The organism is Paraburkholderia sp. J94, from assembly GCF_905220285.1.
Taxonomy (GTDB): domain Bacteria; phylum Pseudomonadota; class Gammaproteobacteria; order Burkholderiales; family Burkholderiaceae; genus Paraburkholderia; species Paraburkholderia tropica_A.
Window position 1 is genome coordinate 195,538 of record NZ_CAJMZH010000010.1, and the last position, 24,770, is coordinate 220,307.

Annotated in this window: 17 protein-coding genes; 13 read left to right on the forward strand and 4 right to left on the reverse strand. The window is 62.2% G+C overall.

Features of this window, described 5'->3' with window-relative positions; translation table 11 throughout:
- Positions 1-38 precede the first annotated feature (38 nt).
- The 3 genes from U4Y88_RS22755 to U4Y88_RS22765 all read left to right on the forward strand — a co-directional run bounded on the left by U4Y88_RS22755 (position 39) and on the right by U4Y88_RS22765 (position 3,853).
- The gene (locus U4Y88_RS22755; RefSeq protein WP_321786550.1) at positions 39-2,732 is read left to right on the forward strand and encodes a hypothetical protein; all 2,694 of its coding nucleotides are present in this window, start codon (positions 39-41) and stop codon (positions 2,730-2,732) included.
- On the forward strand, positions 2,659-3,285 hold the full coding sequence (locus U4Y88_RS22760) for a hypothetical protein (protein ID WP_321786552.1): 627 nt from the start codon (positions 2,659-2,661) through the stop codon (positions 3,283-3,285). The genes U4Y88_RS22755 and U4Y88_RS22760 overlap by 74 nt, the downstream gene beginning before the upstream one ends.
- 310 nt (positions 3,286-3,595) lie before the next feature.
- Positions 3,596-3,853, forward strand: a complete 258-nt coding sequence (locus tag U4Y88_RS22765; RefSeq protein WP_321786554.1) for a hypothetical protein — start codon at positions 3,596-3,598, stop codon at positions 3,851-3,853.
- Between the two features lie 594 nt (positions 3,854-4,447).
- Here the strand turns inward: U4Y88_RS22765 and U4Y88_RS22770 are convergent.
- Positions 4,448-5,047 (reverse strand): LysE family translocator, encoded by a 600-nt coding sequence (locus U4Y88_RS22770; RefSeq protein WP_310634241.1) that lies wholly within the window; start codon positions 5,045-5,047, stop codon positions 4,448-4,450.
- Positions 5,048-5,152: 105 nt separating this feature from the next.
- Between U4Y88_RS22770 and U4Y88_RS22775 the strand changes: the two genes are divergently transcribed.
- The 3 genes from U4Y88_RS22775 to U4Y88_RS22785 all read left to right on the forward strand — a co-directional run bounded on the left by U4Y88_RS22775 (position 5,153) and on the right by U4Y88_RS22785 (position 9,183).
- Positions 5,153-6,019, forward strand: a complete 867-nt coding sequence (locus tag U4Y88_RS22775) for a LysR substrate-binding domain-containing protein (RefSeq protein WP_321786556.1) — start codon at positions 5,153-5,155, stop codon at positions 6,017-6,019.
- Positions 6,020-6,567: 548 nt separating this feature from the next.
- Complete coding sequence (locus U4Y88_RS22780) at positions 6,568-7,902, forward strand: MFS transporter (RefSeq protein ID WP_224017349.1); 1,335 nt, start codon at positions 6,568-6,570, stop codon at positions 7,900-7,902.
- Between the two features lie 96 nt (positions 7,903-7,998).
- Positions 7,999-9,183, forward strand: a complete 1,185-nt coding sequence (locus U4Y88_RS22785) for a porin (RefSeq protein WP_321786558.1) — start codon at positions 7,999-8,001, stop codon at positions 9,181-9,183.
- Positions 9,184-9,309: 126 nt separating this feature from the next.
- On the opposite strand, the gene U4Y88_RS22790 is transcribed toward U4Y88_RS22785, so the two are convergent.
- Positions 9,310-10,329: a LacI family DNA-binding transcriptional regulator gene (locus tag U4Y88_RS22790; RefSeq protein ID WP_415774489.1), complete on the reverse strand. Its 1,020-nt coding sequence runs from the start codon at positions 10,327-10,329 to the stop codon at positions 9,310-9,312.
- A 221-nt stretch (positions 10,330-10,550) separates the two neighbouring features.
- Between U4Y88_RS22790 and U4Y88_RS22795 the strand changes: the two genes are divergently transcribed.
- The 5 genes from U4Y88_RS22795 (at position 10,551) to U4Y88_RS22815 (ending at position 18,815) form a co-directional block, all read left to right on the forward strand.
- Positions 10,551-12,098: an altronate dehydratase family protein gene (locus tag U4Y88_RS22795; protein ID WP_321786561.1), complete on the forward strand. Its 1,548-nt coding sequence runs from the start codon at positions 10,551-10,553 to the stop codon at positions 12,096-12,098.
- Positions 12,099-12,160: 62 nt separating this feature from the next.
- On the forward strand, positions 12,161-13,495 hold the full coding sequence (locus U4Y88_RS22800) for an MFS transporter (RefSeq protein ID WP_321786563.1): 1,335 nt from the start codon (positions 12,161-12,163) through the stop codon (positions 13,493-13,495).
- A complete protein-coding gene (gene hpaI / locus U4Y88_RS22805; RefSeq protein WP_224017340.1) occupies positions 13,470-14,261 on the forward strand; it encodes a 4-hydroxy-2-oxoheptanedioate aldolase in 792 nt (263 codons plus the stop codon). Before U4Y88_RS22800 ends, hpaI begins: the two co-directional genes overlap by 26 nt.
- A gap of 63 nt (positions 14,262-14,324) precedes the next feature.
- The gene (locus tag U4Y88_RS22810; protein WP_321786565.1) at positions 14,325-17,300 is read left to right on the forward strand and encodes an FAD-binding and (Fe-S)-binding domain-containing protein; all 2,976 of its coding nucleotides are present in this window, start codon (positions 14,325-14,327) and stop codon (positions 17,298-17,300) included.
- Between the two features lie 42 nt (positions 17,301-17,342).
- Positions 17,343-18,815 (forward strand): NAD-dependent succinate-semialdehyde dehydrogenase, encoded by a 1,473-nt coding sequence (locus tag U4Y88_RS22815; RefSeq protein WP_321786567.1) that lies wholly within the window; start codon positions 17,343-17,345, stop codon positions 18,813-18,815.
- 105 nt (positions 18,816-18,920) lie between these two features.
- Here U4Y88_RS22815 and U4Y88_RS22820 read toward each other — a convergent pair whose 3' ends face one another.
- Complete coding sequence (locus U4Y88_RS22820; RefSeq protein WP_321786569.1) at positions 18,921-19,976, reverse strand: VirK/YbjX family protein; 1,056 nt, start codon at positions 19,974-19,976, stop codon at positions 18,921-18,923.
- 542 nt (positions 19,977-20,518) lie between these two features.
- On the opposite strand from U4Y88_RS22820, the gene U4Y88_RS22825 reads away from it, so the two are divergent.
- Positions 20,519-21,352, forward strand: a complete 834-nt coding sequence (locus tag U4Y88_RS22825; protein WP_321786571.1) for a helix-turn-helix transcriptional regulator — start codon at positions 20,519-20,521, stop codon at positions 21,350-21,352.
- Between the two features lie 490 nt (positions 21,353-21,842).
- On the opposite strand, the gene U4Y88_RS22830 is transcribed toward U4Y88_RS22825, so the two are convergent.
- The gene (locus U4Y88_RS22830; protein WP_321786573.1) at positions 21,843-23,564 is read right to left on the reverse strand and encodes an ATP-binding protein; all 1,722 of its coding nucleotides are present in this window, start codon (positions 23,562-23,564) and stop codon (positions 21,843-21,845) included.
- 408 nt (positions 23,565-23,972) lie between these two features.
- On the opposite strand from U4Y88_RS22830, the gene U4Y88_RS22835 reads away from it, so the two are divergent.
- Positions 23,973-24,725 (forward strand): AraC family transcriptional regulator, encoded by a 753-nt coding sequence (locus U4Y88_RS22835; protein WP_321786575.1) that lies wholly within the window; start codon positions 23,973-23,975, stop codon positions 24,723-24,725.
- The last annotated feature ends 45 nt before the right edge of the window (positions 24,726-24,770 follow it).

A 24,770-nucleotide genomic window follows, 5' to 3' on the forward strand; every position in this document is an offset into this window, starting at 1 on the left:
CGAAGATCTCATCGCGAAGAACTGATTAAGGATTGCGTGTGGCACAACAACCAGAACAACCGTCGAAAGTCACAAGCTGGAGCTTTCCGTTTCCACTCAAGCACACAATTACCCCACCTACACCAGAAGCCTATCTGGCTGGTCTCGCCGTAGCCCAAGACGGGTTCTATCCGATCGGCGTAAACGGACTGTGGCACGGGGGCATTCATTTCGGAGCGGAAACAGCCGGTAGTTTCAATCAGGATGGCGGCGTGAAGTGTATTGCTGATGGCGAGGTCGTCGCATTCCGCCTTGATTCGGAGCTTCAAGAGGTGGCATATCCGGGTGGAATAAAGGCGGGCTATTCCAACGGTTTCACTCTCGTCCGCCATCGGCTAGTCTTGCCGACGGCTACCGCGCAATCCGCTGGCGCCGACGGCGCTTCGCAGGGGACACCGGCTTCGACGCCCGCTGAAGACGTTCTGACGTTTTTCAGCCTGTATATGCATACGTTGCATCTGAAAGGCTACAACGCACCCGACGCGCCCCAAGGACACCGTAAAACGCTGCCGGCGTACTACGGCGTAAGTGATATTTACAGCATCGGTACGGGTGCATCTGATGCGCGCCTGACTGCCGATGGGCATCCGGACAATTCGAGCCTTGGATTGCGTGTGCGGCCTTCGGCTTCAGCACATGGCAACCCGGTGGGTTGGCTGGCTCGCGGGACGAAAGTCAGGATAGGGCATCAACACAATGGCTGGGGGCAAATAGCCGCTTTTGTCAGCGGCAATATCGTTTCATACAAGGAAGGTGATCCGTTGCCGGCCAATGCGCCCTCTGGCTGGATTTTTATCGGTCAAGCACATCACGAATCGCAACCGTCGGCGTTAGATCGGATCTATGTCCTGCCCAAGCCGCAACGCATTCACTCCGGCGAGGTCGTTGCGTGGCCCGGCGAATTTCAACGGCTCGTCGAGGCGCGAGCACATCACACGCTCCCCCCGAAACTTGGCGAACGTCCCCTGATGCATGTCGAGGTGTTTACAGGAGACGATATCGCTCAATATATTTCGCGGAGTCGCGCAAGAGCCCAGCAACTCGACCCTAAAACGCGCACCTTATTACTGATTTCGGCGGGTGCCAAAGTGGTACAGCCGGCGCAGCAGGACACATCTGTTAGCGGATCGCTCAAAACCACCACGGATTCGCCCGGCAGCGGCCCCTGGTGCAAAGTCCACGCTGTTAACTCCGCGGGGCAACCTCTTTCAGGCCACGCATGCTGGATTTCTCGCGCGGATCTACATGGCACAGGTGTACGACAGGCCTGGACAAATTTCCCCCTGAGCGTCTCGTCTGCCGGTGGCGCGAGCGCTGCGTGGGCGCGCGTGATCCATACCGACGCAGTGCCGACGTGTGCAGAGAACAGCAACAAAATTTGGTACAGCGTGACTGTTGCCGATGCAAGCGATACGCAAGTCGACGGCTGGGTGTGCGATCACGGGCATCCACTTGTCGAATTGAAGAGTCCGTGGGATTGGCCGGGATTCGATCTTGCAACGTTGAATGCGCCTGTTTCGGACATGTTTCAACACGCGCTTTACATTGCCCAGGATGGCACGCCGGACGAAATCACGAGTTTCCAGGAAGCCTTCGGCAGTGTGCAGTCTGAGGAGCTCATCAAGAAGCTAGAAGACGCCATCGACAAGCAAGGACAACACGATGGACAAATTACTGCGCAGGAGCTCAAGGCTGCACTCGGGAAGCCGTGGCTCGCGGATCGAATCGACCATTTGATCGTAAAGTATGAGAGCGAATGGGGCGGCGAGATGGGCAAATGGGACGCGCTCGATTCTCATATGCAGGCCGGCCTGCCGGTTTGGCAAGCGGAAAAGACACGTATCGATGCGCTTCGGTTCTGGCGGGAAGCCACAGCAATCGACTACTTTCCGCCTGACGCCACGGTTTACCATATCCATCCGCTCGGATTGGTGGGAAACTTCATGAACGCTGCCGATTTGATCACGCTTGAGATGCTCGGTGCCGTAGATCCGGGCGGATCGGTCGACTACCACAGAGAAATTTTGCCCTATTTGAACCGATATGCGAAAGGGTATGAAATCACGACTCCAAAAAGACTTGCGCACTTTCTTTCCCAAGTTTCAGTGGAGAGCGGGTTCAAGAATGTCCAGGAACAGCTCGACTATTCCGCGCAACGGATGAAAGAAGTCTATGGCTGCAAGTTGCCGCCTCATGGTAATCACTCGCCCAAATCGCACATCGTCAACGGCGACGTGGTATGCAATTTCGGTCAACTCAGACCGGAACTCTGGGCTAACCCTGACCACTACGCGCACAACCCTGAGAATCTCGCTAATTTCGTTTACGCGGGCAAATATCACAATGGTTCCGAGGCGAGTGGAGATGGCTATAAATATCGCGGACGTGGCCTGATCCAGACGACATTCAAGGCTAACTATGAGGTATTCAACAGGGAGCACAATCGCCGCTTTCCTGACGATCCAAAGAATTTCCTGGATAACCCAGACCTTCTTCTCTCGGATCTTGAGTATGGAGTGGAATCTGCATTCGTCTATTGGGTCGTCACGCGCAATGTGAATCCAGCGGCCGATACGGGAGATGTTCAAGCTGTAACGCAGGCGATCAACGGAGGACAAAATGGACATGCTGAAAGACTTATTGCTTACAACAGAGTTGCACCACTTCTTGGGCTTCCGCAAGAATCGACCTAAGCGCTTATTCGAATGCCTTGCCTGCTGGGTTTTGCTTTCTTCTGCCTCGCTTGCCTATGCAAGTGCGAGCGATGCTACTGCCTGCCCCGCAGCTTCTCCCTCGGCAGGAGTTTATTCCGCGGATAAAATCTACAAGAATTCTGTAGTTTCAATCGAAAAGAACGACGCGGATCAAACGATCAATCTTTCTATTTATAGATCAAATTCAGATGGATGCGAGAAAACAATCTTCGCCAAATACACAATTGAAGGTGGGGCGCCAAACGTTGATTCGCTCTTCTTCTTGAATCTCGAAGGTAGGCAAAATATTTTCACGATTGTCCATTGGGATGTGAATTCTCGTGGAGTTGGGACATATGGAAAATACTACCAGGTGTATGCCTATGTCGCGGATGGGCAGGGTCGTTTGATCGAAAATAAGAGCGTAGTTGATAACGGCGTCATGACAGGGATGGATGGTTATCAGGAGGGTCAGGAGACGACGTTTCCTTACAAGACTGCGGGCGCCGTGAGAGCTTTTTTCAAATGCAATCAGGCGAAGTGCAAGCCTTAGTCTCCTCGAAGTCAGTGGCTCCGCACATGAGGTCCGTACGGATCTGGTGAAGCGTCAGATCGGCACTCCGGCCGCAATCCATCGACGCCGACAATGCCTCCACACCTGCGTTTTCTGCGTCACATGGGCGTTCTTCGCTTCATGGCGGCGGCGAGCTTCTTCGGATTGCCAGGCTGGTTGTGAATCATCTGCGCGGCCTGGCAGCGCACCATGTACGAGGTTTTATCCTAATCGTCGATCACGTTGGGCGACGCCGCCTGTGAGGACGCATCCAGAAAGTCGGTGCGGAAATAGCCCGGCTGGACCACGGTTGCTTGGACGCCAAGCGCCCGAAGCGCTGAATGGTCTGCTCGACGAGGTGGCGAACATCGGTTTCATAGCGGGCATCAGCGCGGATGATTTCCGCTTCCGCGTCCAGGTTGCGGAGTTCGGCGGAGAGGGCGTGACCTTTTTCTTCGCGGCGGCCGCTGATCGCGATGCGGGCGAATGCCAGGCGTTGGCGCGGCCGGTTCCAGGGAGTGCGCTGATGATGAGGATGGTGGGCTGGTTCATGACGTCTGCTTTTTGAATTGGGTTACTACTTTGATTGATTTCGTCGAATTCAAGAGGGCAGATTATTGGCCTATCATCCAGTCCCAGAAAGAACAAACTTAAATCCCAGCCGGCCGCATCCATTGCTGCTATCGCATCCGTGCATGGCAGTCAGCAAACGCACCTGCAAGCGCTCCATATGACGCCGATACACGATCTCAATTGTCTGCGATTTTGGCCTGAACTTCGATTGTCCCCTTCTGGGTGGCCACAGACTTACGCGTTTTGCATGGATCTGGGGCGAGCTTTGTAGCGACGCGACCGGCCGAGTGCGACCCATCCAGCCCTTCGTTGCCGCACACGAGCAATGGCCGCTAGCGGAGTAGTGCCGTCGCTCCAACGGCAGGTTCGTCCGCTCGCTGGACGGCGGGTTGTGGCCGACCCATGCCTGATGCGATCGGCTCTGGCCGACCCGTTGCAACCGGATGACTCGTGCAACCTTTCGACCGCAACTCGATCCATCACCAACGCAGAGCGCGCGCCCGTCGACCCGCGTCCTGCGTCCTGCGTCCTGCGTTCGCATAAGCACAAACACAAACTGATGCACCTCGAAAACGGCCCGCATCGATATCTATGTGAGCCACATCGGGATGATCGACATCACAAGAAGCAGCGCCAACGCCCCGTTGAGTAGCCGCCATTGCAGGTCAGTCCGCAACAGACGGGCGAACAGGAGGCCAGCAAAGCACCACACCGAAAGCGACACCATGGCGGCAATGCCGAACGAGACACCCAGCAACGCACCCAATCGAAGCGGATCAGGCGCAAGCGCGGCAAATGATGCTGCGGCACCCAACGTCATCGCCCAGCCCTTTGGGTTGTGCCACAACATCCAGACGCCACTTGCGAATCCGGTCGGCTTTCTTGGTTGAGCGCCGAGATTAGGGGGACCGCTCCGTCCAATGCGCAAAGCGAGCCACACCAGATAAAGCGAGCCGATCGCTTTCATGCCGAGTTGCAGGACTGGCAGAGCCAGCAAGATGCCGCCGAGCCCGGCGGCGGCGCAAGCGGCCATCGACGCCAAGGCGACCGCTATCCCCGCGATGTAGGGCAAGGATCGCTGATAGCCGAAATGGGCGCCTGAAGCCGTCGCCAGGGTCGTTGCGCCTCCCGGCGTGACCGTGGAGACGAAAACGAAGAGAAACAGCGGCAGGTAATCGTGTAGCGGCACGTCTTCTCCCGGTTATCAGACAAGAAGACTGGATTTTTGCCCGCTCGCCACGCATTAGAACAGCGAATTCTTTTGATGGCTTCCATTAGTGTTCATAATGCACGAATGGCACGTAATCTCGACATCGCTCTGCTCCGCGCATTCGTCACGATCGCCGACCACGGCAGCATGACCGCGGCCGGTCACGCGCTGCATCTGACGCAAGGTGCGGTCAGCCAACAAATCGCGCGGCTCGAAGCTCTGTCCGGTCCGTTGTTCTTCCGCGATCATCGCGACCTGCGACTCACGTCTGCGGGAGAACGATTGCTGGGAGACGCGCGGCGGTTATTGGCCTTTCATGACGCGTTATGGACTGAGATGACCGCGGGTAGCATGGAAGGCACGGTTCGCCTCGGCGCGCCGCAAGATCTCATCGGAACGCTCCTCGGTCCGATTCTGAAGAGCTACGCGCAAGCCCACCCGCAGGTGGAACTCACCCTCGTGTGCGCGGCTTCGCCAGAACTGACGCGAGCCCTCAAGCGGGGAGAGATCGATATCGCGTTGATTGAGGAGTTGCCGGGGTCGTCCCGCGGCGAAGTCCTTGCGATTGATCGCCTGGTCTGGGTCGGCGCAAGAGGGGGCGTTGCGCATCGCAAGCGGCCTCTGCCTATCTCGATGGTGTCGGAGACGTGTGCGTTCCGGACAACGGTGCTCGATGAACTTCGCAAGCACGAACTGCCATGGCGTACCGTGTTCGAAAACGGAAGTATCGATACAACGGCCGCCACGGTGCGCTCCGATCTCGCCGTGACTGCCTGGCTTGCCTCCACCGTGCCGCCCGAACTGGATATCTTGACGTCCGATAGCGGGCTTCCCGAACTGCCTGGATTTGGGATCAACCTTCACTTGTCGCCGGGACAAAATCTCCCTGCTGTAAGTGAACTCGCCCGCCATTTGAGGGATGGACTGACTCGACTTCGCCAGCCCGTGTGACTGGCGATAAGGATTTCGATACGCGAAGCGCGAGAGACACGTCTTAGCTACAGCAACGCGCAATATGCCATCGTGGCCTCGATGGCGAGCGACGGGCGCGCGTCGCCGCGCTTGACGATAGCCCCGGGAATCAGTAGCGCGTGCCGTGTCGCGCGTAGTCGACGAGCGGGCAGAGGGCGCGCTTCCCGCAGCCATTTCGCTGCCTTCGTGGCGCCGCTGGAGCAGCGCGATAATCAGGCGTGCGTCCCACCTGCACACATTCCCGCACGAACCGCGCACGCATAAATGGCGCTCGATGCGTACTCGCCGCTCGCGCAATCACGCGCGACCACGCTGCGGCTACGACGTTTTGGACGAACACAACGCCAGGGAAAAAGAGCACTGGCAATTATTCGTAAACCAGACTAGGATGACGCCGAATGTTACCGGTTACAGTCACCGGTAACGTCAGCGCGGAACCGCACACGGCCGCAGCGTCCAGCGAAGACGCCATCGCCGCATCGAAAACGCATGCGGCGCAATATTGATATTAAAAAAGGAGACATCAGATGAATCAGGCCGCCTTGCGTCAACGCTCGAAGGTGCGCTGGTGGGTTGCTGGCCTTATGTGGGCGGCGATCGCAATCAACTACATCGACCGCACCGTATTGTCGGCGGCAGCGCCACGCATCCAGTCGGAGTTCCATCTCGGGGCGGTCGAAATGGGCGTCGTGATGTCCGCTTTTTTCTGGTCGTATGCGTTGCTGCAACTGCCGGCCGGTTTTCTCGCCGATCGCTTCGGCCAGAAAAAGGTGCTCGGATTCGCGGTGGTGTGGTGGTCGCTGGCGACCGCGGTCACGGGGCTCGCCAACGGCTTCAAGTCGCTCGTCGCGCTGCGTGTGGCGCTGGGCGTCGGCGAGGCGGGCGCGTATCCGAGCAATGCCGGCATCGCCTCGAAGTGGTTTCCGCGCCGCGAGCGCGCGACCGTCGCGGGCATTTTCGACAGCGGCTCGAAGCTCGGCGGCGCGATCGCGCTGCCGCTCATCGCCGCGATGCTCACGGCATTCGACTGGAAACTCACGTTCGCCGTGACCGGTCTGCTCGGGCTGATCTGGTTCGTGGTCTGGCAGTTCACGTTCAGCGATTCGCCGCGTCAGCACAAGTGGGTCAACGCCGAGGAAATCGCGCATATCGAGAGCGACGCGCTCAGCGGCCAGCACGGCGGCGCGCGCCCCACGCTGCGTCAGCTGCTCAAGCATCGCAACATCTGGGCGATGTGCATCGGCTTCTTCATGATCAACTACAACTCGTACTTCTTCATCACGTGGCTGCCCACGTATCTGGTGAAGGCGCGCGGCATGACGATGATGGAAATGGGCTGGATCGCATCGCTGCCGCTGCTCGTGTCGATCGTCGTGGAAATTTTCGCGGGCTGGGCCTCGGACCGCGTTTTCGCGAGCGGCAAGCTCTCGCTCACCGCCACGCGCAAGCTCTTTCTCGTGATCGGCCTGTTGATGGCATCGAGCATCGGTTTCGCGGCGTTTGCGCAATCCGCGTGGGTCGCCGTGCTGCTGCTGTGCATCGCGAAGTCGGGGACCACCGTGGCGGCTTCGCAGGTGTGGGCACTGCCCGGAGATGTCGCTCCGCCCAATGCCGTTTCGATGGTCGCGGGCCTGCAAAACATGGTGTCGAATTTCGGCGGCGTGGTCGGCCCGGTCATCACGGGCGCCATCGTCGGCGCGACGGGTTCGTTCGCGCCCGCGCTGCTGTTCTCGGCGGCATTGATCGCCATCGCGATCGTCAACTATCTGTTCCTGCTGGGCAAAGTCGAGCCGATCGGATTCGACGGCGCCGCCACGCAGCTGCAAGCGCGAGCCCAATCCCGCTCCGTCAATTCAGTCTGATCGACGCCGTTTGAGTCGATGGAAAAATTCCCGATCTTCTCCTGAAATCGGAATGTGTAGTAATCCAAATTAAATAAAACCTCACAGGTCTCCTGGATGAAAAAAGCACTTTTCGCAGCGGCTGGACTGATGTCCGTCGCACCCGTGGTCGCGCACGCGCAGAGCTCGGTCACGCTGTACGGTATCGTCGATGCCGGTATCGGCTACGTCAACAACATCAAGGGCGGTTCGGTGGTTCAGGCCACGAGCGGCCGTCTGAGCGGCAGCCGTTGGGGCTTCAGGGGTAACGAGGATCTCGGCGGCGGCCTGAGCGCGGTGTTCACGCTCGAAGGCGGCTTCAAGGCCAACGACGGCACGTCGGCGCAAGGCGGCCGTCTGTTCGGCCGCAGCGCGTATGTCGGCATTGCAAAGAGCGGGGTGGGCACGTTCACGCTCGGCCGCCAGTACGAACCGCTCGCGGACCTCGTGGCGCAATACGCGGGCTCGGGCATCTGGTCGCCGTCCACGCACGTGGGCGACAACGACAACCTGAATCAGACCTTCCGCATCAACAACGCTGTGAAGTTCCGCAGCGACCCCATCGCAGGCTTCACCGTCGACGGCATGTACGCGTTCAGCAACCAGGCGAGCGGCACCGGCACGGGCTTCGGCAACAACCGCGCGTGGGGTATCGCCGCGAACTATGTGCATGGTCCGTTCTCGATCGGCGGCGGCTACGTGGTGCTCGATCATCCGAACACGACGACCAACACGAGCGGCGCAATCGGCGGCACGTCGACCACGAACGGCGACGACTACAGCGGCGCGTTCTTCTACAACCTCGACGGCGGTGTGGCGCGCCAGCAGATCGCGGCGGCCGGTGCGAACTACAAGATCGGCAAGGCGATTGCGGGCTTCGCGTTCAGCCACACGCAACTGGATTACACGGATGGTTCGTCGCGCAAGTTCAACAACTACGACGCGAACCTGCGCTACCTGATCACGCCGGCCACCACGCTGATCGGCGTCTACACGTTCACGGACGGCCGCGCGAACAATCTGCCGGGCACGGGCGGCGCATCGCTCGATCCGAAGTGGCATCAGTTCACGCTGGGCGTGGATTACGCGCTCTCGAAGCGCACCGACGTGTATGTGTCCGCCACCTATCAGCTTGCGGCGGGCGATGCGTCGACGCGCGTGGGTTCGACGTATCGCCGGATCGCGTCGATCGCGTATGCGGGCGGCGCATCGTCGACGAACCGTCAGGTCGATGTGTTCACGGGCATCCGCACGAAGTTCTGATCGCGCGCTCACGCAACGAGCGTAGAAAACGCCGTAAAAAAAGGCCTCGCAGCGATTGCGAGGCCTTTTTGCTTTTTGCAGCGTGAAGCGACGATTCAAGCGGCGATTCAAGCGACGACGAAAACCTCAAGCCGATCCGCGCTCGATCAGCGTAAAACCGACGTCGATCTTCGCGCGCTTGCACGTGCCGGTTTCGATCTTCTCGATCAGCATGGACGCCGCGAGCTTGCCGATTTTCGTGCCGTCGATACGGATGGTCGTGAGCGCCGGGTCGGTGTCGCCCGCGAAATTCTGGTCGCCGTAGCCGATCACCTTGAGGCGGCCCGGCACGTCGAGCTTGCGAACCTGCGCTTCCATGAGCACGCCGAGCGCCATGATGTCGGCGCCGCAGAAGATGGCGTCGATCTGCGGATGCTCGTCGAGCAGCTTCGCCAGCGCGCGGCGGCCGTCGCCGAGATGCGCGGGCGAGGGCGTGGCCGCCACGGGCACGTCGCCGCCGAAGGTTTCGATGAACGCATCGGCGCGCAGCTTCGCGCGGCGGTCGCCCGGCGTGACGATGGCCGGATGACGCGCGCCGCGTTCGCGCAGATAGTTGGCCGCCGTTTCGCCCACGCGCGTGTGCGAGAAGCCAATCAGCATGTCGAGCGGCGAGCGCGTGATGTCCCACGTCTCCACGACCGGAATGCCCGCCGCGCGCAGCTTCTGCCGCGAAGCTTCCGAGTGGATCACGCCGGTCAGCACGATGCCGGCCGGGCGCCGTCCGATGATGGCGTCGAGCAGCGCCTCTTCGCGCGATTCGTCATAGCCGCTCTGGCCGAGCAACAGTTGATAACCAGCCTCGGCCAGTTCCGAAGTGAGCGCAGCCACGGTTTCCTGGAACACGCTGCCCGCCATCGCCGGAATCAGGGCCACGACGAGATGGCTGCGATTCGAGGCGAGCGATCCCGCGATCAGATCGGGCGTGTAGCCCGTCTGCCGCACCGCCTCGCGCACGCGTTCGAGCGTTTCGACCGACACCAGCTCGGGATTGTTGAGCGCGCGCGACACCGTGACCTTGGTGACGCCAATCAGCTGGGCCAGATCGCTGAGCGTGACGCGGCCGGTGTTCTTGCGGGCTCGCCGCGCGGCGGAGGCGGCGGCGGGCAGGGCGTTTTCTGTCGGGTTTTTGGTCACGGGCGCGGGTTTTCCTGCTGCAAAAAGGTGTTGGCAATTATCCCAAAACTGTACTACGATGGCATCAATGTTACCGGTTACATTAACCGGTAACGCGACCCCAGAACGAAAAGGCTGCGCATTCCCCGGCGCGGCGTCATGATTATGAGTGTGATCGGAGCGGCCTCGTCCCTTCGAAGCACGGAGACAGGCGAATGCTCCAGTCCAGCAAGACCTACAACGGGCCGCTCATCCGGCTCAACCAGAACGATAACGTCCTGATCGCACGCGAAGCGCTGACGATCGGCCATCAAGTCAGCATCGAAGGCGAAGCGATCCGTCTGCGCGCGCAGGTTGCCGCGGGCCACAAGGTCGCGGCGCGCCGCATCGCGGCGGGCGAGCCCATCCGCAAGTACGACACCGTGATCGGCGTGGCCGCACGCGATATCGAGCCCGGCGACCACGTTCACACGCACAACATCACGCTCGTCGATTTCGAACGCGACCCGGGCTTCGGCCTCGATGTGAAGCCCGTGGATTATGTCCCGGCCGACCAGCGCGCGACCTTCCAGGGCATCGTGCGTCCCGACGGCCGTGTCGCCACGCGCAACTTCATCGGCATCATGGCATCGGTGAACTGCTCGGCCACGGTGATTCGTCATATCGCCGATTATTTCACGCCCGAGCGCCTGCGCGATTATCCCAACGTTGACGGTGTGGTCGCCTTCGCGCAAACGAGCGGCTGCGGCATGTCCTCGCCGAGCGAGCACTTCGACGTGCTCCGCCGCACCATCGCCGGTTATGCGCGCCATCCGAATCTCGGCGGCGTGCTGATCGTCGGGCTCGGTTGCGAGCGCAACCAGGTCGGCGATCTGCTCGACTCGCAAGGTCTCAAGACGGGCAAGGCCGTGCACGCGCTCGTCATGCAGAATGCGGGCGGCACGCGCGCCACGATCGAAGCGGGCATCAAGGCCGTGCAGGAGATGCTGCCCGCCGCGAACGACATCGTGCGCACGCCGGTGCCGGTCAGCCATCTCAAGATCGGTCTCGAATGCGGCGGTTCGGACGGCTTCTCGGGCATCACTGCGAACCCGGCACTGGGCGCCGCGATGGACCTGCTCGTGCGCCACGGCGGCACCGCGATTCTTTCGGAAACGCCCGAGATTCATGGCGTCGAATACATGCTCACGCGCCGCGCCGTCTCGCCGGAAGTCGGCCAGAAGCTGCTCGACCGCCTGGCCTGGTGGGAGCGTTACACGCACGGCCATAACGGCCAGTTCAACGGCGTGGTCGGGCCGGGCAACCAGCAGGGCGGCCTCGCCAACATCTTCGAAAAGTCGCTCGGCTCGGCGATGAAAGGCGGCACCACGCCGCTGCAAGCGGTCTATGAATACGCGGAGCCGATCGACCGCGCGGGCTTCGTGTTCATGGACTCGCCGGGCTATGATCCGGTCGCGGTGACGGGCCAGATCGCGAGCGGCGCGAACCTCATCTGCTTCACGACGGGACGCGGTTCGATGTTCGGCTCGAAGCCGGCGCCGACGCTCAAGCTCGCGAGCAACACGCCGATGTTCACGCGTCTCGAAGAGGACATGGACATCAACTGCGGTCTGGTGATCGACGGCGAGCGCAGCATCGAGGAAATGGGTCAGGACATTTTCGATCTGATCGTGCGCGCGGCATCGGGCGAGCGCACCAAGAGCGAACTGCTCGGACTCGGCGACAACGAATTCGTGCCCTGGCACATGGGCATCGTGAGCTGAAGGCGCGAGCCTCACGCGTTGCTTACAGCTTTCAGATCAATAAAACAGGTAGGAGACAGCAGATGCTGCAATCTGCGCAGCGGCCGGGCCGCTCGAACATGCGCTGGTGGGTCGCGGGCCTCATGTGGGCCGCGATCGCGATCAACTACATCGATCGCACGGTGCTCTCGGCGGCCGCGCCGAAAATTCAGTCGGAGTTTCATCTCGACGCGATCCAGATGGGCATCGTCATGTCGGCGTTCTTCTGGTCGTATGCGCTGCTGCAATTGCCCGCAGGCCTGCTCGCCGATCGCTTCGGCCAGAAGAAGGTGCTGGGTTTCGCGGTGCTCTGGTGGTCGGTCGCGACCGCGATGACGGGCCTCGCCAGCGGCTTCCGTTCGCTCGTGGCCTTGCGCGTGGCGCTGGGCGTGGGCGAGGCGGGCGCGTACCCGAGCAACGCGGGCATCGCCACGCGCTGGTTTCCGCGCAAGGAACGCGCGACCGTGGCCGGTATTTTCGACAGCGGCTCGAAACTCGGCGGCGCGATCGCCTTGCCGCTGATCGCCTGGATGCTCGCCGCGTTCGAGTGGAAGATGACCTTCGTGCTCACGGGTCTGCTCGGCGTCGGCTGGTTCGTGGTGTGGCTCGTGAGCTTCACCGATTCGCCCGCGCAGCATCCGCGTGTGAGTGCCGCCGAACTCGCGCACATCGAAAGCGACAAGGTCGCGCAGAACACGCAACTTCCCGCGCGCCCACAATGGCGCAAGCTGCTCGCGCATCGCAACATCTGGGCGATGTGCATCGGCTTCTTCATGATCAACTACAACTCGTACTTCTTCATCACGTGGCTGCCCACGTATCTGATGAAGGAGCGCGGCATGAGCGTGCTGCAGATGGGCTGGATGGCGTCACTGCCGCTGCTGGCCTCGATCTTCGTGGAAATTCTCGCGGGCTGGGCCTCGGATCGCGTGTTCGCGAGCGGCAAGCTTTCGCTCACCGCCACGCGCAAGCTGTTTCTCGTGGTCGGCCTGTTGATGGCGTCGAGCATCGGATTCGCGGCGTTCGCGCAATCCGCGTGGGTCGCCGTGCTGCTGCTGTGCATCGCGAAGTCGGGCACCACCGTAGCGGCTTCGCAGGTGTGGGCGCTGCCCGGCGATGTCGCGCCGCCCAACGCAGTTTCCATGGTCGCGGGCCTGCAAAATACGGTGTCGAATCTGGGCGGCGTGGTCGGCCCGGTCATCACGGGCGCGATTGTCAGCGCGACCGGCTCGTTCGTGCCCGCGCTGCTGTTCTCGTCGGCGCTGATCGCCATCGCGATCGTCAACTATCTGTTCCTCCTCGGGAAGGTGGAACCCATTCAATTCGGCGACCCTTCACAGGAAACACGCATTCATGAACAAGCAAACCTCGGCGCTTAATCCCTTCAAGGCGGCACTGGCCGCGAAGCGCAAGCAAGTGGGCTTCTGGCTGTCGATGGCCGATCCGTATCTCGCCGAAGTCAGCGCGACCGCCGGATTCGACTGGCTCCTGATCGACAGCGAACACGCGCCCAATGACGTGCGCACGATCCTCTCGCAATTGCAGGCAGTCGCAGCGTATCCGGGCGAGCCGGTGGTGCGTCCCGCGAGCGGCGATCCCGTGCTGCTCAAGCGCCTGCTCGATATCGGCGCGCGCAATCTGCTGGTGCCGATGGTCGATACCGCCGACGAAGCGCGCGCGCTGGTTTCCGCCGTGCGTTATCCGCCGCACGGCATTCGCGGCGTGGGCAGCGCAGTGGGCCGCGCGTCGCGCTGGAGCCTGCGCACCGACTACCTCGATGTTTCGGATGACGAAGTGTGTCTGCTGGTGCAAGCCGAAACGACCACGGCGATCGGCAATCTCGAAGCGATCTGCGCAGTGGACGGCGTGGATGGCGTGTTCATCGGCCCGGCCGATCTCGCTGCCTCGATGGGCTATCGCGGCAAGGCCACGCACCCCGACGTGCAGCAGGCCATCGACAACGCCATCCGCACGATCGTCGCATCGGGCAAGGCGGCGGGCACGCTCACGTCCGACCCCGCGCTCGCGCGCCACTACCTCGAACTCGGCTGTACGTTCGTGGCGACGGGCGTGGATATCCTGATGTTCGCGAACGCGGCGCGCAAGCTCGCACGCGACTTCGCGGACGTGCGCACGGTAGACTGAGCCGCGCCTGGTTCGCACCCGCCGCACCCACTTTAGAAAATAGCGCCCCACGCTAGTGATGTCATGAATTCAAAAGATCTGCCCCGCCACGATATCAACGCCTTGCTCGCGCTCCAGCGCCGGCTTGCCAGCCACACGCAGGCCGAAGTCCGCTTCGATTCGGGCACGCGCGCCGCGTATGCGTCGGAAGCGTCGAACTACCGGCAGGTGCCGATCGGCATCGTCGTGCCGCGCAGCATCGAAGACGTGGTGGAAACCATGCGCGCGTGCCGCGAGGCCGACGTGCCGGTGCTCACGCGCGGCGCGGGCACGTCGATGTGCGGGCAGTCGGTCAACGCGGCGGTGATCATCGACGCGTCGAAGTACCTCACGACCATCGAGGAAATCGACGCGACGGGCCGCGTGGCGACGGTGCAGCCGGGCGTGATCTGCGACCAGCTCAAGGACGCCGCCGCGCTCAAGGGCCTCACGTTCGGCCCCGATCCCGCCACGCACAGCCGCTGCACGCTCGGCGGCATGATCGGCAATAACTCGTGCGGCGCGCATTCGGTGATGGCGGGCAAGACCGCGGAAAACATCGAAGCGCTCGAAGTGCTGACCTACGACGGCGAGCAGTTCTGGGTCGGCCCGACCGACGACGCCGCGCTGCGCGAGCATCTCGCGGCGGGCGGACGGCGTGCGGAAATCGTCTCGGGGCTGCTCGGTCTCGTGGAGAAATACGGCGACGCCATCCGCGAAGGCTTTCCCAAGCTCAAGCGCCGCGTGTCGGGCTACAGCCTCGACCAGTTGCTGCCGGAGAACGGCTTCAACATCGCGCGTGCACTGGTGGGATCGGAAGGCACCTGCGTTTCCGTGCTGCGCGCGAAAACCACGCTCGTCACCAACCCCGTGCATCGCCTGCTCGTGGTGTTCGGTTTCCCGACTATTTTCGATGCCGCCGATTGCGTGCCGCAACTGCTGCCGCTGTCGCCGATCGCGATGGAAGGGCTCGACACGGGCATCGTCGGCGGCTTGCGCGAACGCGGTCTCGCGCTGGCGGACATCGCCGAATTGCCCGAAGGCAATGCGTGGCTGATGGTCGAATTCGGCGCGACCGACAAGGCCGTCGCGATGGAATTCGCGCAGCGCGCGGCGGCGCTCGCGCCCGAGTTGCCGGGCACGCCTTCGGCGCGGCTCGTCGACGATGCCGCGCTCATGAAACGCTTGTGGTCGGTGCGCGAAACCGGTGCGTCGGCCACCTCCATCGGCGACGACATGTCGAAGCCCGATCCGGTCGTGGGCTGGGAAGACGCCGCCGTGGAGCCGCGCCATCTCGGCGCCTACCTGCGCGAATTCTCGGCGCTCGTGGAATCGTACGGCTATAAAACCAATATGTACGGCCATTTCGGCGATGGCTGCATTCACTCGCGCATCACCTTCGACCTGCGTAACGCGCAAGGGGTGAAGACGTGGCGCGAGTTCCTGTTCGACGCTGCGAAGCTGGTCGTGAAGTACGAAGGCTCACTGTCGGGCGAACACGGCGACGGCCAGGCGAAGGGCGAACTGCTGCACCTGATGTACTCGCCGGAACTGATGGAAGCGTTCCGCGCCTTCAAGGCGATCTGGGACCCGCGCGGGCGCATGAATCCGGGCAAGCTGGTCGATGCCATGCCGGTGGACGACAACCTGCGCCTCGGCCCGACGTATCGTCGCGTCGATGTGTCGAGCCCGTTCACGTTCGGCGATCTCGCGAAGCCCGACACGTTCGCGCGCGCGACGGAACGCTGTATCGGCATGGGCAAGTGCCGTTCGCTGAGCGGCGGCACGATGTGCCCGAGCTATCGCGCGTCGCGCGAAGAGAAGTATTCGACGCGCGGCCGCGCGCGTCTGCTGTTCGAACTGCTCAAGGGCGAAGTGATCGAGGACGGCTGGCAAAGCGAAGCCGTGAAGGATTCGCTCGATCACTGTCTCGCGTGCAAGGGCTGCCGCAGCGATTGCCCCACGCATGTGGACATCGCAAAGTACAAGAGCCACTTTCTTTACGAGTATCACAAGCACAAGCGCCGTCATGTGATGGACGCGATGGTGAGCCGCATCGGCAACTGGCTGCCCGTCGCCACGCATGTGAGCGGCGTGGCGAATGCGCTGATGCGCAATCCGTCGTTCCGCAAGGTGAGCGCGAAATTCGGTCTCGCCGAGGACGTGAAGTTTCCCGCCATCGCGGCGAAGACTTTCCGTAACGGCGCGAGCGCGAAGCGCCTGCTCGCGCAGCCTGAAAGCACGACGAGCACGACAAGCACGACGAATAAGCGCACGCCTGTGCTGCTGTGGACCGACACGTTCAACAACGGCTTTACGCCCGACGTGATGGAAGCGGCGGTGCGTGTGCTCGAATCGAAGGGCTTCGAAGTGCGCCTGCTGAGCAAGCACGTGTGCTGCGGCCGTCCGATGTACGACGCGGGTCTGCTCGACGAAGCGAAGCGCAACCTCGAAACGATCATGTCGGAGATGGCGAACGTGATCGAAACGAAGTTGCCCGTGGTCGTGCTGGAACCGAGCTGCCTCTCGGTGTTCCGCGACGAATTGCGCGCGCTGTTCCCGAACGACGCACGCGCGCACGCGCTCGCCAAAGCGGTGAAGACGCTCGCCGAATTGCTTCAGGAACACGGCGTCACGCTGCCGAAGCTCGACGAAGACGTGCACGTGCACGGTCATTGCCATCAGAAGGCGTGCGGCGGCATGAAGGCCGAAACGCAGCTGCTCAAGCAGGCGACGAGCAAGGGTTCGGTGCTGCCCACGGGCTGCTGCGGCATGGCGGGCGCGTATGGCTATCACAAGAAGACCGCGGATCTCGCGAAGAAGGTCGCGCAGTCGGAACTCGTGCCCATGATCGATGCGCTACAGGACGACGCCGTGATCGTGAGCGACGGCTTCAGCTGCCGATCGCAGATCCGCAATACCACGGGACGCACGGCGCTCCATCTCGCGCAGTGGCTCGATCGTCAGCCGGATGAAGCGAAGGCCGAAGCGGCCGTGGAAGAACAAGTCGCGTCGAATTAAAACATTCGGCGCTCGAACCCTCTTGCAGAAAAGGAGAACGCAGTGAGTTTGGAGTTGACGCGAGGCGAACTGCTTCGACACGAGAATTTCATCGACGGCAAGTGGATTGCCGCCGCCGGTAACGCCCGCTACGCCGTGACGAATCCGGCCACGCAGGCCACGCTCGCGCAGGTCGCGAACAGTGCCGCCGCCGACGCGCGGGCGGCCACGGACGCCGCCGCCCGCGCGCTGCCTGCGTGGCGCGACAAGCTGCCCCGCGAACGCGCCGCGGTGCTGAACCGCTGGCACGCGCTCATCCTCGCGAACACCGAGGACCTCGCGCGCCTGATGTCGCTGGAGCAGGGCAAGCCGCTCGCCGAAGCGCGCGGCGAAGTCGCGTATGGCGCGTCGTACGTGGCGTGGTTCGCCGAGGAAGCGACCAAAATTTACGGCGACATCATTCCGCAGACGCAGCGCGGCAAGCGCATGACGGCTATCAAGGAGCCGATCGGCGTGGTCGCGGCGATCACGCCGTGGAATTTCCCGCTCGCGATGATCGCGCGAAAGATCGCCCCGGCGCTCGCGGCCGGTTGCACGGTCGTGGCAAAGCCCGCCGAAGACACGCCGCTCACGGCGCTCGCGCTCGCCGCACTGGCGCAGGAAGCGGGCGTGCCCGACGGCGTGCTCAACATGATCTCGGCGGCGCGCGACGAAGGCATCGCCGCCGTGGCCGACTGGCTCGCCGACGACCGCGTGCGCAAGATCACCTTCACGGGCTCGACGGCGGTGGGCAAGCATCTCGCGCGCGAATCGGCGGGCACGCTGAAGAAGCTCTCGCTGGAACTGGGCGGCAACGCGCCGTTCATCGTGTTCGCCGACGCCGATCTCGAAGCGGCCGTTCAGGGGCTCATGCTCGCGAAGTTCCGCAACGGCGGCCAGACCTGCGTGTGCCCGAACCGCATCTACGTGCATGAATCGGTCTACGAGCAATTCGGCGAACTGCTCGCGAAGCGCGTAAGCGCGCTGCACGTGGGCCCGGCGACGGATGCGAAGGCGCAGATCGGCCCGATGATCAACGAGCGCGCCATCGACAAGATCGCCAAGCACGTGGACGACGCCGTGGCGAACGGCGCGCGCGTGCTCGCGGGCGGCAAGCGCCTTTCGGAACTCGGGCCGAACTATTACGCGCCCACTGTGCTCGCCGATGCCACCGACGCCATGGTGCTCTGCTGCGAAGAGACCTTCGGTCCGGTCGCGCCGCTGTTCCGCTTTAGCGATGAAGACGAGGTGATCCGCATCGCCAACGACACGCCGTTCGGGCTCGCTGCGTACTTCTACACCAACGACGTGCGCCGCATCGACCGCGTGGCGCGCAAGCTCGAAACGGGCATCGTCGGGATCAACGAAGGGGCGGTAGCGAGCGAAGCCGCGCCGTTCGGCGGCGTGAAGGAATCGGGCTATGGACGCGAAGGCTCGAAGTACGGTCTCGACGACTACCTGAGCATCAAGTACCTGTGCCAGGGCGGGCTTGAATAAGCACGCTGAGACGAGGAGCGGCACCGTGCTTCGGGACGGTGCCGCTCCTCAAAAACGCTTATCGAAACAACACTGCGATTTGAATCGGACGACCGATATCAGGTATCAGGCCGCGATTTTCTGCTGACGCCTCGGATCGCTCTGCATCGGTTCACCAATCTCCACGACGATACGCGGCTCCGCGCCAAAGTGATCGATTGCGCGAAGCGTAGCCAAATCAACGATCGGGTTGTCGGGCTTCGGATGATTCAGCGGAGTCGGCGTCGCCTTTTCAGCCTGATCCGTTTCCATTGCGCTAGCAATCTGCGCCAGCAAATCAGCAATGAGCGCCTGCCGCCTGCGGAACGCAGCACGTCGGTGCGACGGAACTTCGCTGATATCGCGGTGATGCAGGTGAAGCGGCAGCACGTAGCGCCCATTGGCTTCAACACCACCGATTTCCTGCCAGAAGCCGTCGTAATCGGCGCTCATTTGAGACTGCGTGGCATAGGAAACGTGAGTCTTCTTCGTCACGCCAGCCAGTTCGTCGACGCCTGCAATCCTGCACAAAGCGCAGACGACCTCCAGAACAGCCGCCTTCGGTCGCAAACCGTGACAGGCGCGCGTCGCTTCACGCACCTGCTCGCGACCTTCGCTGGCGGGCCCTTGCAGGCCACCGATCAGCGCTCCGCGTTTGCCCGATTCGGCATGCCACTCGAAACTGACGGTCGCCCATGCCAGGTCGACCTGCGCGACCACGTCACGCCATGCGACGGTCAGCAGGCCTTCGCGCCAGCAGCGTACCGGCTCGCGCAGCACGACTGCGTACCTTCCGCACACGGCTAACGTCTGGTCCTGGGCATCGAGATAAAGACTGCGCACCCATTCATCACCGAAGCATTCCTGCACGACTCGAAAATGCCCGCGCAGGAGTGCCGCGCGTTCGCCGGCACGCATGCCTGCCTGAATGAATTGTCGAAAGGGGCGTTCAAGATAGCGCCGGTTGCGGATGGCGATCTCGCCAAGCAGGGCATTCGACGCCAACGTACTCAACCAGATGCGCGCGGCAACCGGATGGAGCACTGCATACATGACGATGCGGAGTCTTCGGACGATAGCGCTGGGATTTCGCCCAGGAATAGCCCTGGAGAGCAAGTGGAAAATACCCGCGATCGACGTCATTGACCCTATCCGATTTCATTCATGGCCCAGGCTTCGAGGCTGTCGCGTAAGAGGCGACAGCGTTGCGCTTTGCAGCCGAAATCGCGCCGACGCTGGATTGCTGAGTTGGCCTGATAAATACATCGTAGTACTGATGGATTCACGCCCGGCTTGGGGCGAAATATCAGACATTACGAACCACTGTCGGGCAACGCGAACGCGATAAAACGCATTCGGCTCACCTTCGAGGACGCCAACATATCACAGAGTTACGGAATATTACAGGCATTTCCAGAGGGTAGAGTGCCGCGTCTGGAAGGTAGTAATTGTCACGAAAGGCTTCTCTAAACAAGTCCAATAAATGTAAGAACGTTGTATGTTTCGAGGCGTCGTGACCCACTACACGACCGTTCTTGAGATCGTGTTCGGGCTCGTACTACTGGGGCCTTTCAGAACACTTTCGGTTAATCGCGAGATTGAAAAAATAGCCGACTCCCGGATGTTCGAAGACCTCTGTACGTGCGCACAGCGCCGCTTGCCAGGCGAGGCCAAGATCACCGAAGATGGGCGATTCGCCCATTCTTTTTGGGGACGACATGCATCCATTCGCGGATCGCGCCAATCCACCGCCTCACGATGGCGTCTTTGCACTCTGGGATCGGCTGGCCGAGTTTTCGGCGGGCGAGGGCGATGCCGCGCTGACCCACCTGCTAGCCACGCTCTGTGCCATGGTCTCGGCGAAAAACGCGCTTTGGGCCGTCGTTGTCCGATTGCCTTCGCCCGCGCCGAAGGATCCTTTATTTGGCTGGCGTCCGCGTCTGGTTCGGCTGCTGCATCCGGTCCCCGAGGTGATCGCTTCCGTGCAGGAGCAGTTCGACACGCTCTGGTCCGGCAAGGTCGACTCGTCACATGTCGTGGCCGCATCGGGGAACGAGCCGTTCCGTGCCAATCTGCTTTTCGAGGCGATGCCCGCGGAATGGTTTAATGGCGAGCACTATCGCCGCCACTACCTCGAAGTCGGTCACAGCGACAGCATCCAGGTGCGATGCTCGCTCAACGACGACGTGCGGATTCACCTCTTTGTGTTTCGCGATGTGCAGGCACCGCGTTTCTCTGCGCAGGATCTCGAACTTCTGGCCTTCGTGGTACATGGGCTCAGATGGTATTGCCGGCAGCAATTGCTCAGCCACGGCCTGCTCATCGCCGACGCTCCGCTGACGTCCGCCGAACGAAGGGTGCTGCTTGAACTGCTCGATGGACTCACGGAAAAGCAGATTGCGCAGAAGCTCGACCAAAGTCCGAACACGACGCATGTCCACATCAAGTCGATCTACACCAAATTCAACGTTCGGAGTCGTTCAACGCTCACCGCGCTGTGGCTCGGCAAGTTGCGATAGCGAACTTTAGGTGCCGTAGCGCTAGCCGGGTGGGGTGGCGTGGTGTGGGGCGCAGGCATGCCACCTATTCAGGTTATGTTCGGCCGTCAGCGATTCGTCTACGATGCCGTAAAAGCTACGGGCCGTTGTTGCAGCGCAGGGTGACCATCAACCATAAACGTCGCGGAAGTCACGAGTAAGGGGTAAGCGACTTCACCAACCCCGCACCTTGTTAAGGAATCCGATTCAACAGAACGGGAGCCACGACATGAGAGTCAAAATCCATACCACTATCGCTATAGCCTGCTGTGCATTCGCGGTAATCGTGGTGACAGGAAGTCGAGAATGCGTTGCTGCTGCGGACGAAACCGAGTTCGAGCTTGCAGACGCCACGGGCGCGCCGCATCCAGGAGCCACACCTTTCCCCCACTACTTCCCTTGGCACACGCCATCGGATACAGCGGCGCCGCTACCGCTGGACATTGCGCTTTGCCTCCCGGATCTGTATTGCTCACTCCAGCACGGATAGCAATAACGTCGTCGGACGGCGTATGTGACGGGTTCCGTGGGCGCGGTGCCGCTTCGCGAGTGAATGGCGCGCGCGGCGGCGCGAGCGATACGTGATGTTCGAGAAGTGGTGCAGATAGCGAAGATGCCGAGCCGCAACATGCCGCAGCGCCCCGGCTTCGCGCAACCGCTCCATCGCATAGGCACGGGTCGATTCTCCGAGCCGGTATCGTGCGATCGCCCCTCGAAATTCCACCGTGAGCAAGGACTTGGCCACGAGGTCATCCAGCGTGGCCATGACGTCTGCGACTTGCGCGCCGGGTTCCGCGCCGACCGCGCACAACGCGTCCAGGGTGAACGCGCCCGCAAAGAGCGCGAGATTGCGGAGCAATGCGCGCGCGCTGGCGTCGAGCAACGCATAGCTCCAGTCCAGGGTCGCGCGCAGCGTTTGATGGCGCGGCGGAGCCGATCGCAGGCCTCCCCCGAGCAAATCGAGGCGGTCGTCGCACTGCTTGTGCAGCCTCAAGGCGACGCCCTCGATACCGAGTACCGCGACGCGCGCCGCAGCCAGTTCGATGGCGAGCGGCAGACCATCGAGACGCCGGCAGATATCGGCAATGCGTCGAATGCTCACCTCGTTGGTCGCGCTGTCTGGCGCGAAGTGGCGGGCGCGCTGCAGAAAAAGCTCGACAGCGCCGTGCGCAAGCATCGTCTGCATGCTCGCGCTCTCTGGCGGAACCGCGAGCGGCTCGATGCGAAAGACCGTTTCCGCGCGAATCGCGAGCGGCTCGCGGCTCGTGATCAAAATGCGCAATTCGCGCAGAGTCCTCAGCATCTCGACCAGCGCCGCTACGGGTTCAATCACCTGTTCGGCGTTATCGAGCACGAGCACGGTCAGCGCGCTGTCGCGACGCAACGTCTCGCGAATCTGCAAAAGCAGGCTCGATTCTCCCGCGTCGACATCGGGGCTGATCTCGCAGGCGATGGCGATCGCTGTCACGACGTCTTCGCGCGTCTGTGCCGAAGCGAGCGCCGCGAAGCGGACGCACGCGCCCCGTTCGCGAACCGCGTGGGCCACGCGGGTAGCGAGTGCCGTCTTGCCGACTCCGCCTTCGCCAGCCAGCGTCAGCACCGAACCAGGTTCAAGCTCGGTCAGTTGGGCAAGGATGCGCGCGTATTCATCGTCGCGGCCAATCAACGTGCCGGCGCGGACCGGAAGCGAAGCCGACCCAACGGGACGACTCAAGGATCGTGCGTCGTGGGCGCGCTTGAGAAGCAGATAGCCGCGCCCGGATACCGTCTTGATGAGGTCACGGTCGTCGCCGAGCGCTTTACGCAACGCCGCAATATGCACCTGAAGCCGATTCTCCTCGACAATTTGCCTCGGCCAGACTGCATCGATGATGTCGTTCTTCGAGACGACTGCGCCATCGGCGCGAAACAGGACGGAAAGGATATCGAGAGCGGGCGCGGCGATGCGCAAGGCACGGCCGTCGCGGCGCAGATCGCGTTGTTCAAAATTGACCAGCAAGGTCCCGATCTGGACCACGGTCTCATCCGTCGCCTGCGGTTCAGGCGCAGGCGATGAGGTCACGCCGCGCTGTCCCAACGGGTTCGGCGCAGGGTTGCCGCCTCCGGGACCGGCGGCAAACACGCTGACGAGTTCGACTGTCTGGCGCGGCGAGATGGCGGAGCGGGCGGCCGCTGAGGGGGGATGCGTTTCCATCCGCTCAGATTACGTGGAGCACCTGGGGGCCGCGCGTGTGGCCGGGCCAATTCTCTTGATCGAACGGGCCATGCTTTGGCGCGCAAGGCGACGCAGACCCGGCGCGCCCCAGCGAACGGTCGAAACCCCCGATTCCTGACCACCGGATGCCCGGCTGGCGAGCCTTTGGCGCTTAGCCATCGCTTCCGAGACGGTGTGCTAGTGTCTTACGAATCGGTTTCCGTTTCGCCGGGGAGCCGGTCATACTCACGACACACACCACTTTCCGAAAGTCCCTCGATGTTGCGCTCGTTCGATCAAGTCAGCCAACCGGCCAACAAGGATCTGCTCGTTGCGGCCGATGATGGCCACGCAACGCTCACCGGCGGCGGCGGCTACGCCATGCCGTGGCACTGGCACGATTGTCTGATGTTCATGCTGCCGATTCACGGCGCTGTCGAGATCCAGCATGAAGACCATCGCGCGGGAGTCTGGCTGCCGCAGGAGCGCTTCGTGGTCATCCCGGCCGGGCGAGCGCATCAGACGCAAGCCGCGTGCGCGTCTCACGCGCACGTCGCGCTCTATGTCACCGACGAAGCGCTGCGCAAGCTCGATAGCGGTGTGGGTTCGCTCGAGGAATTCCGCCGCCGCACGCGGACGCCCGTGCTGGTCAACCGGTCGGCGGCGATCCGGTCGTTGCAGGATCTCTCGCTGCGTAGCGAAGGTCCGAGTTACGGACTCGCCGCGACTCGACAGGCCTTGTCGTCGGCGCTGCTGATGCAGTGCATTGGCGAGGTCATCGCAGGCGAGACGTCCTCGGCCAACGCTCCCGGCGAACACGGCATGGCGCTGGTCGCCGATCTGGAAGCCTTCATCACCGCGCACGCCGATCGCGAGATCCCGCTCGACGCGCTCTCCGAACGATTCAGAATCTCGCGCCGTCACATTACGCGGCTATTTCGCGAACATACCGGATTGTCGATCGGCGAGTTCCAGCAACGCGCGCGTTACAGGGATGCCTGCCGGTTGCTGGTGGAAACGGATCTGCCGATCGGCGAAGTGGCGTTTCGCGTAGGCTTCGGCAGCGGCGCGGCCCTCGCGCATGCCATGCGCCGCATCGGGGGCCATTCGCCCTCGGATCTGCGTGCTGCCGGGTCGCGTTCAGTCAGGAAGCGGGGTTGAGTCGGGCGATTGAGGCGCCTTGAGCTTGCCAATAGTATCCGCCCG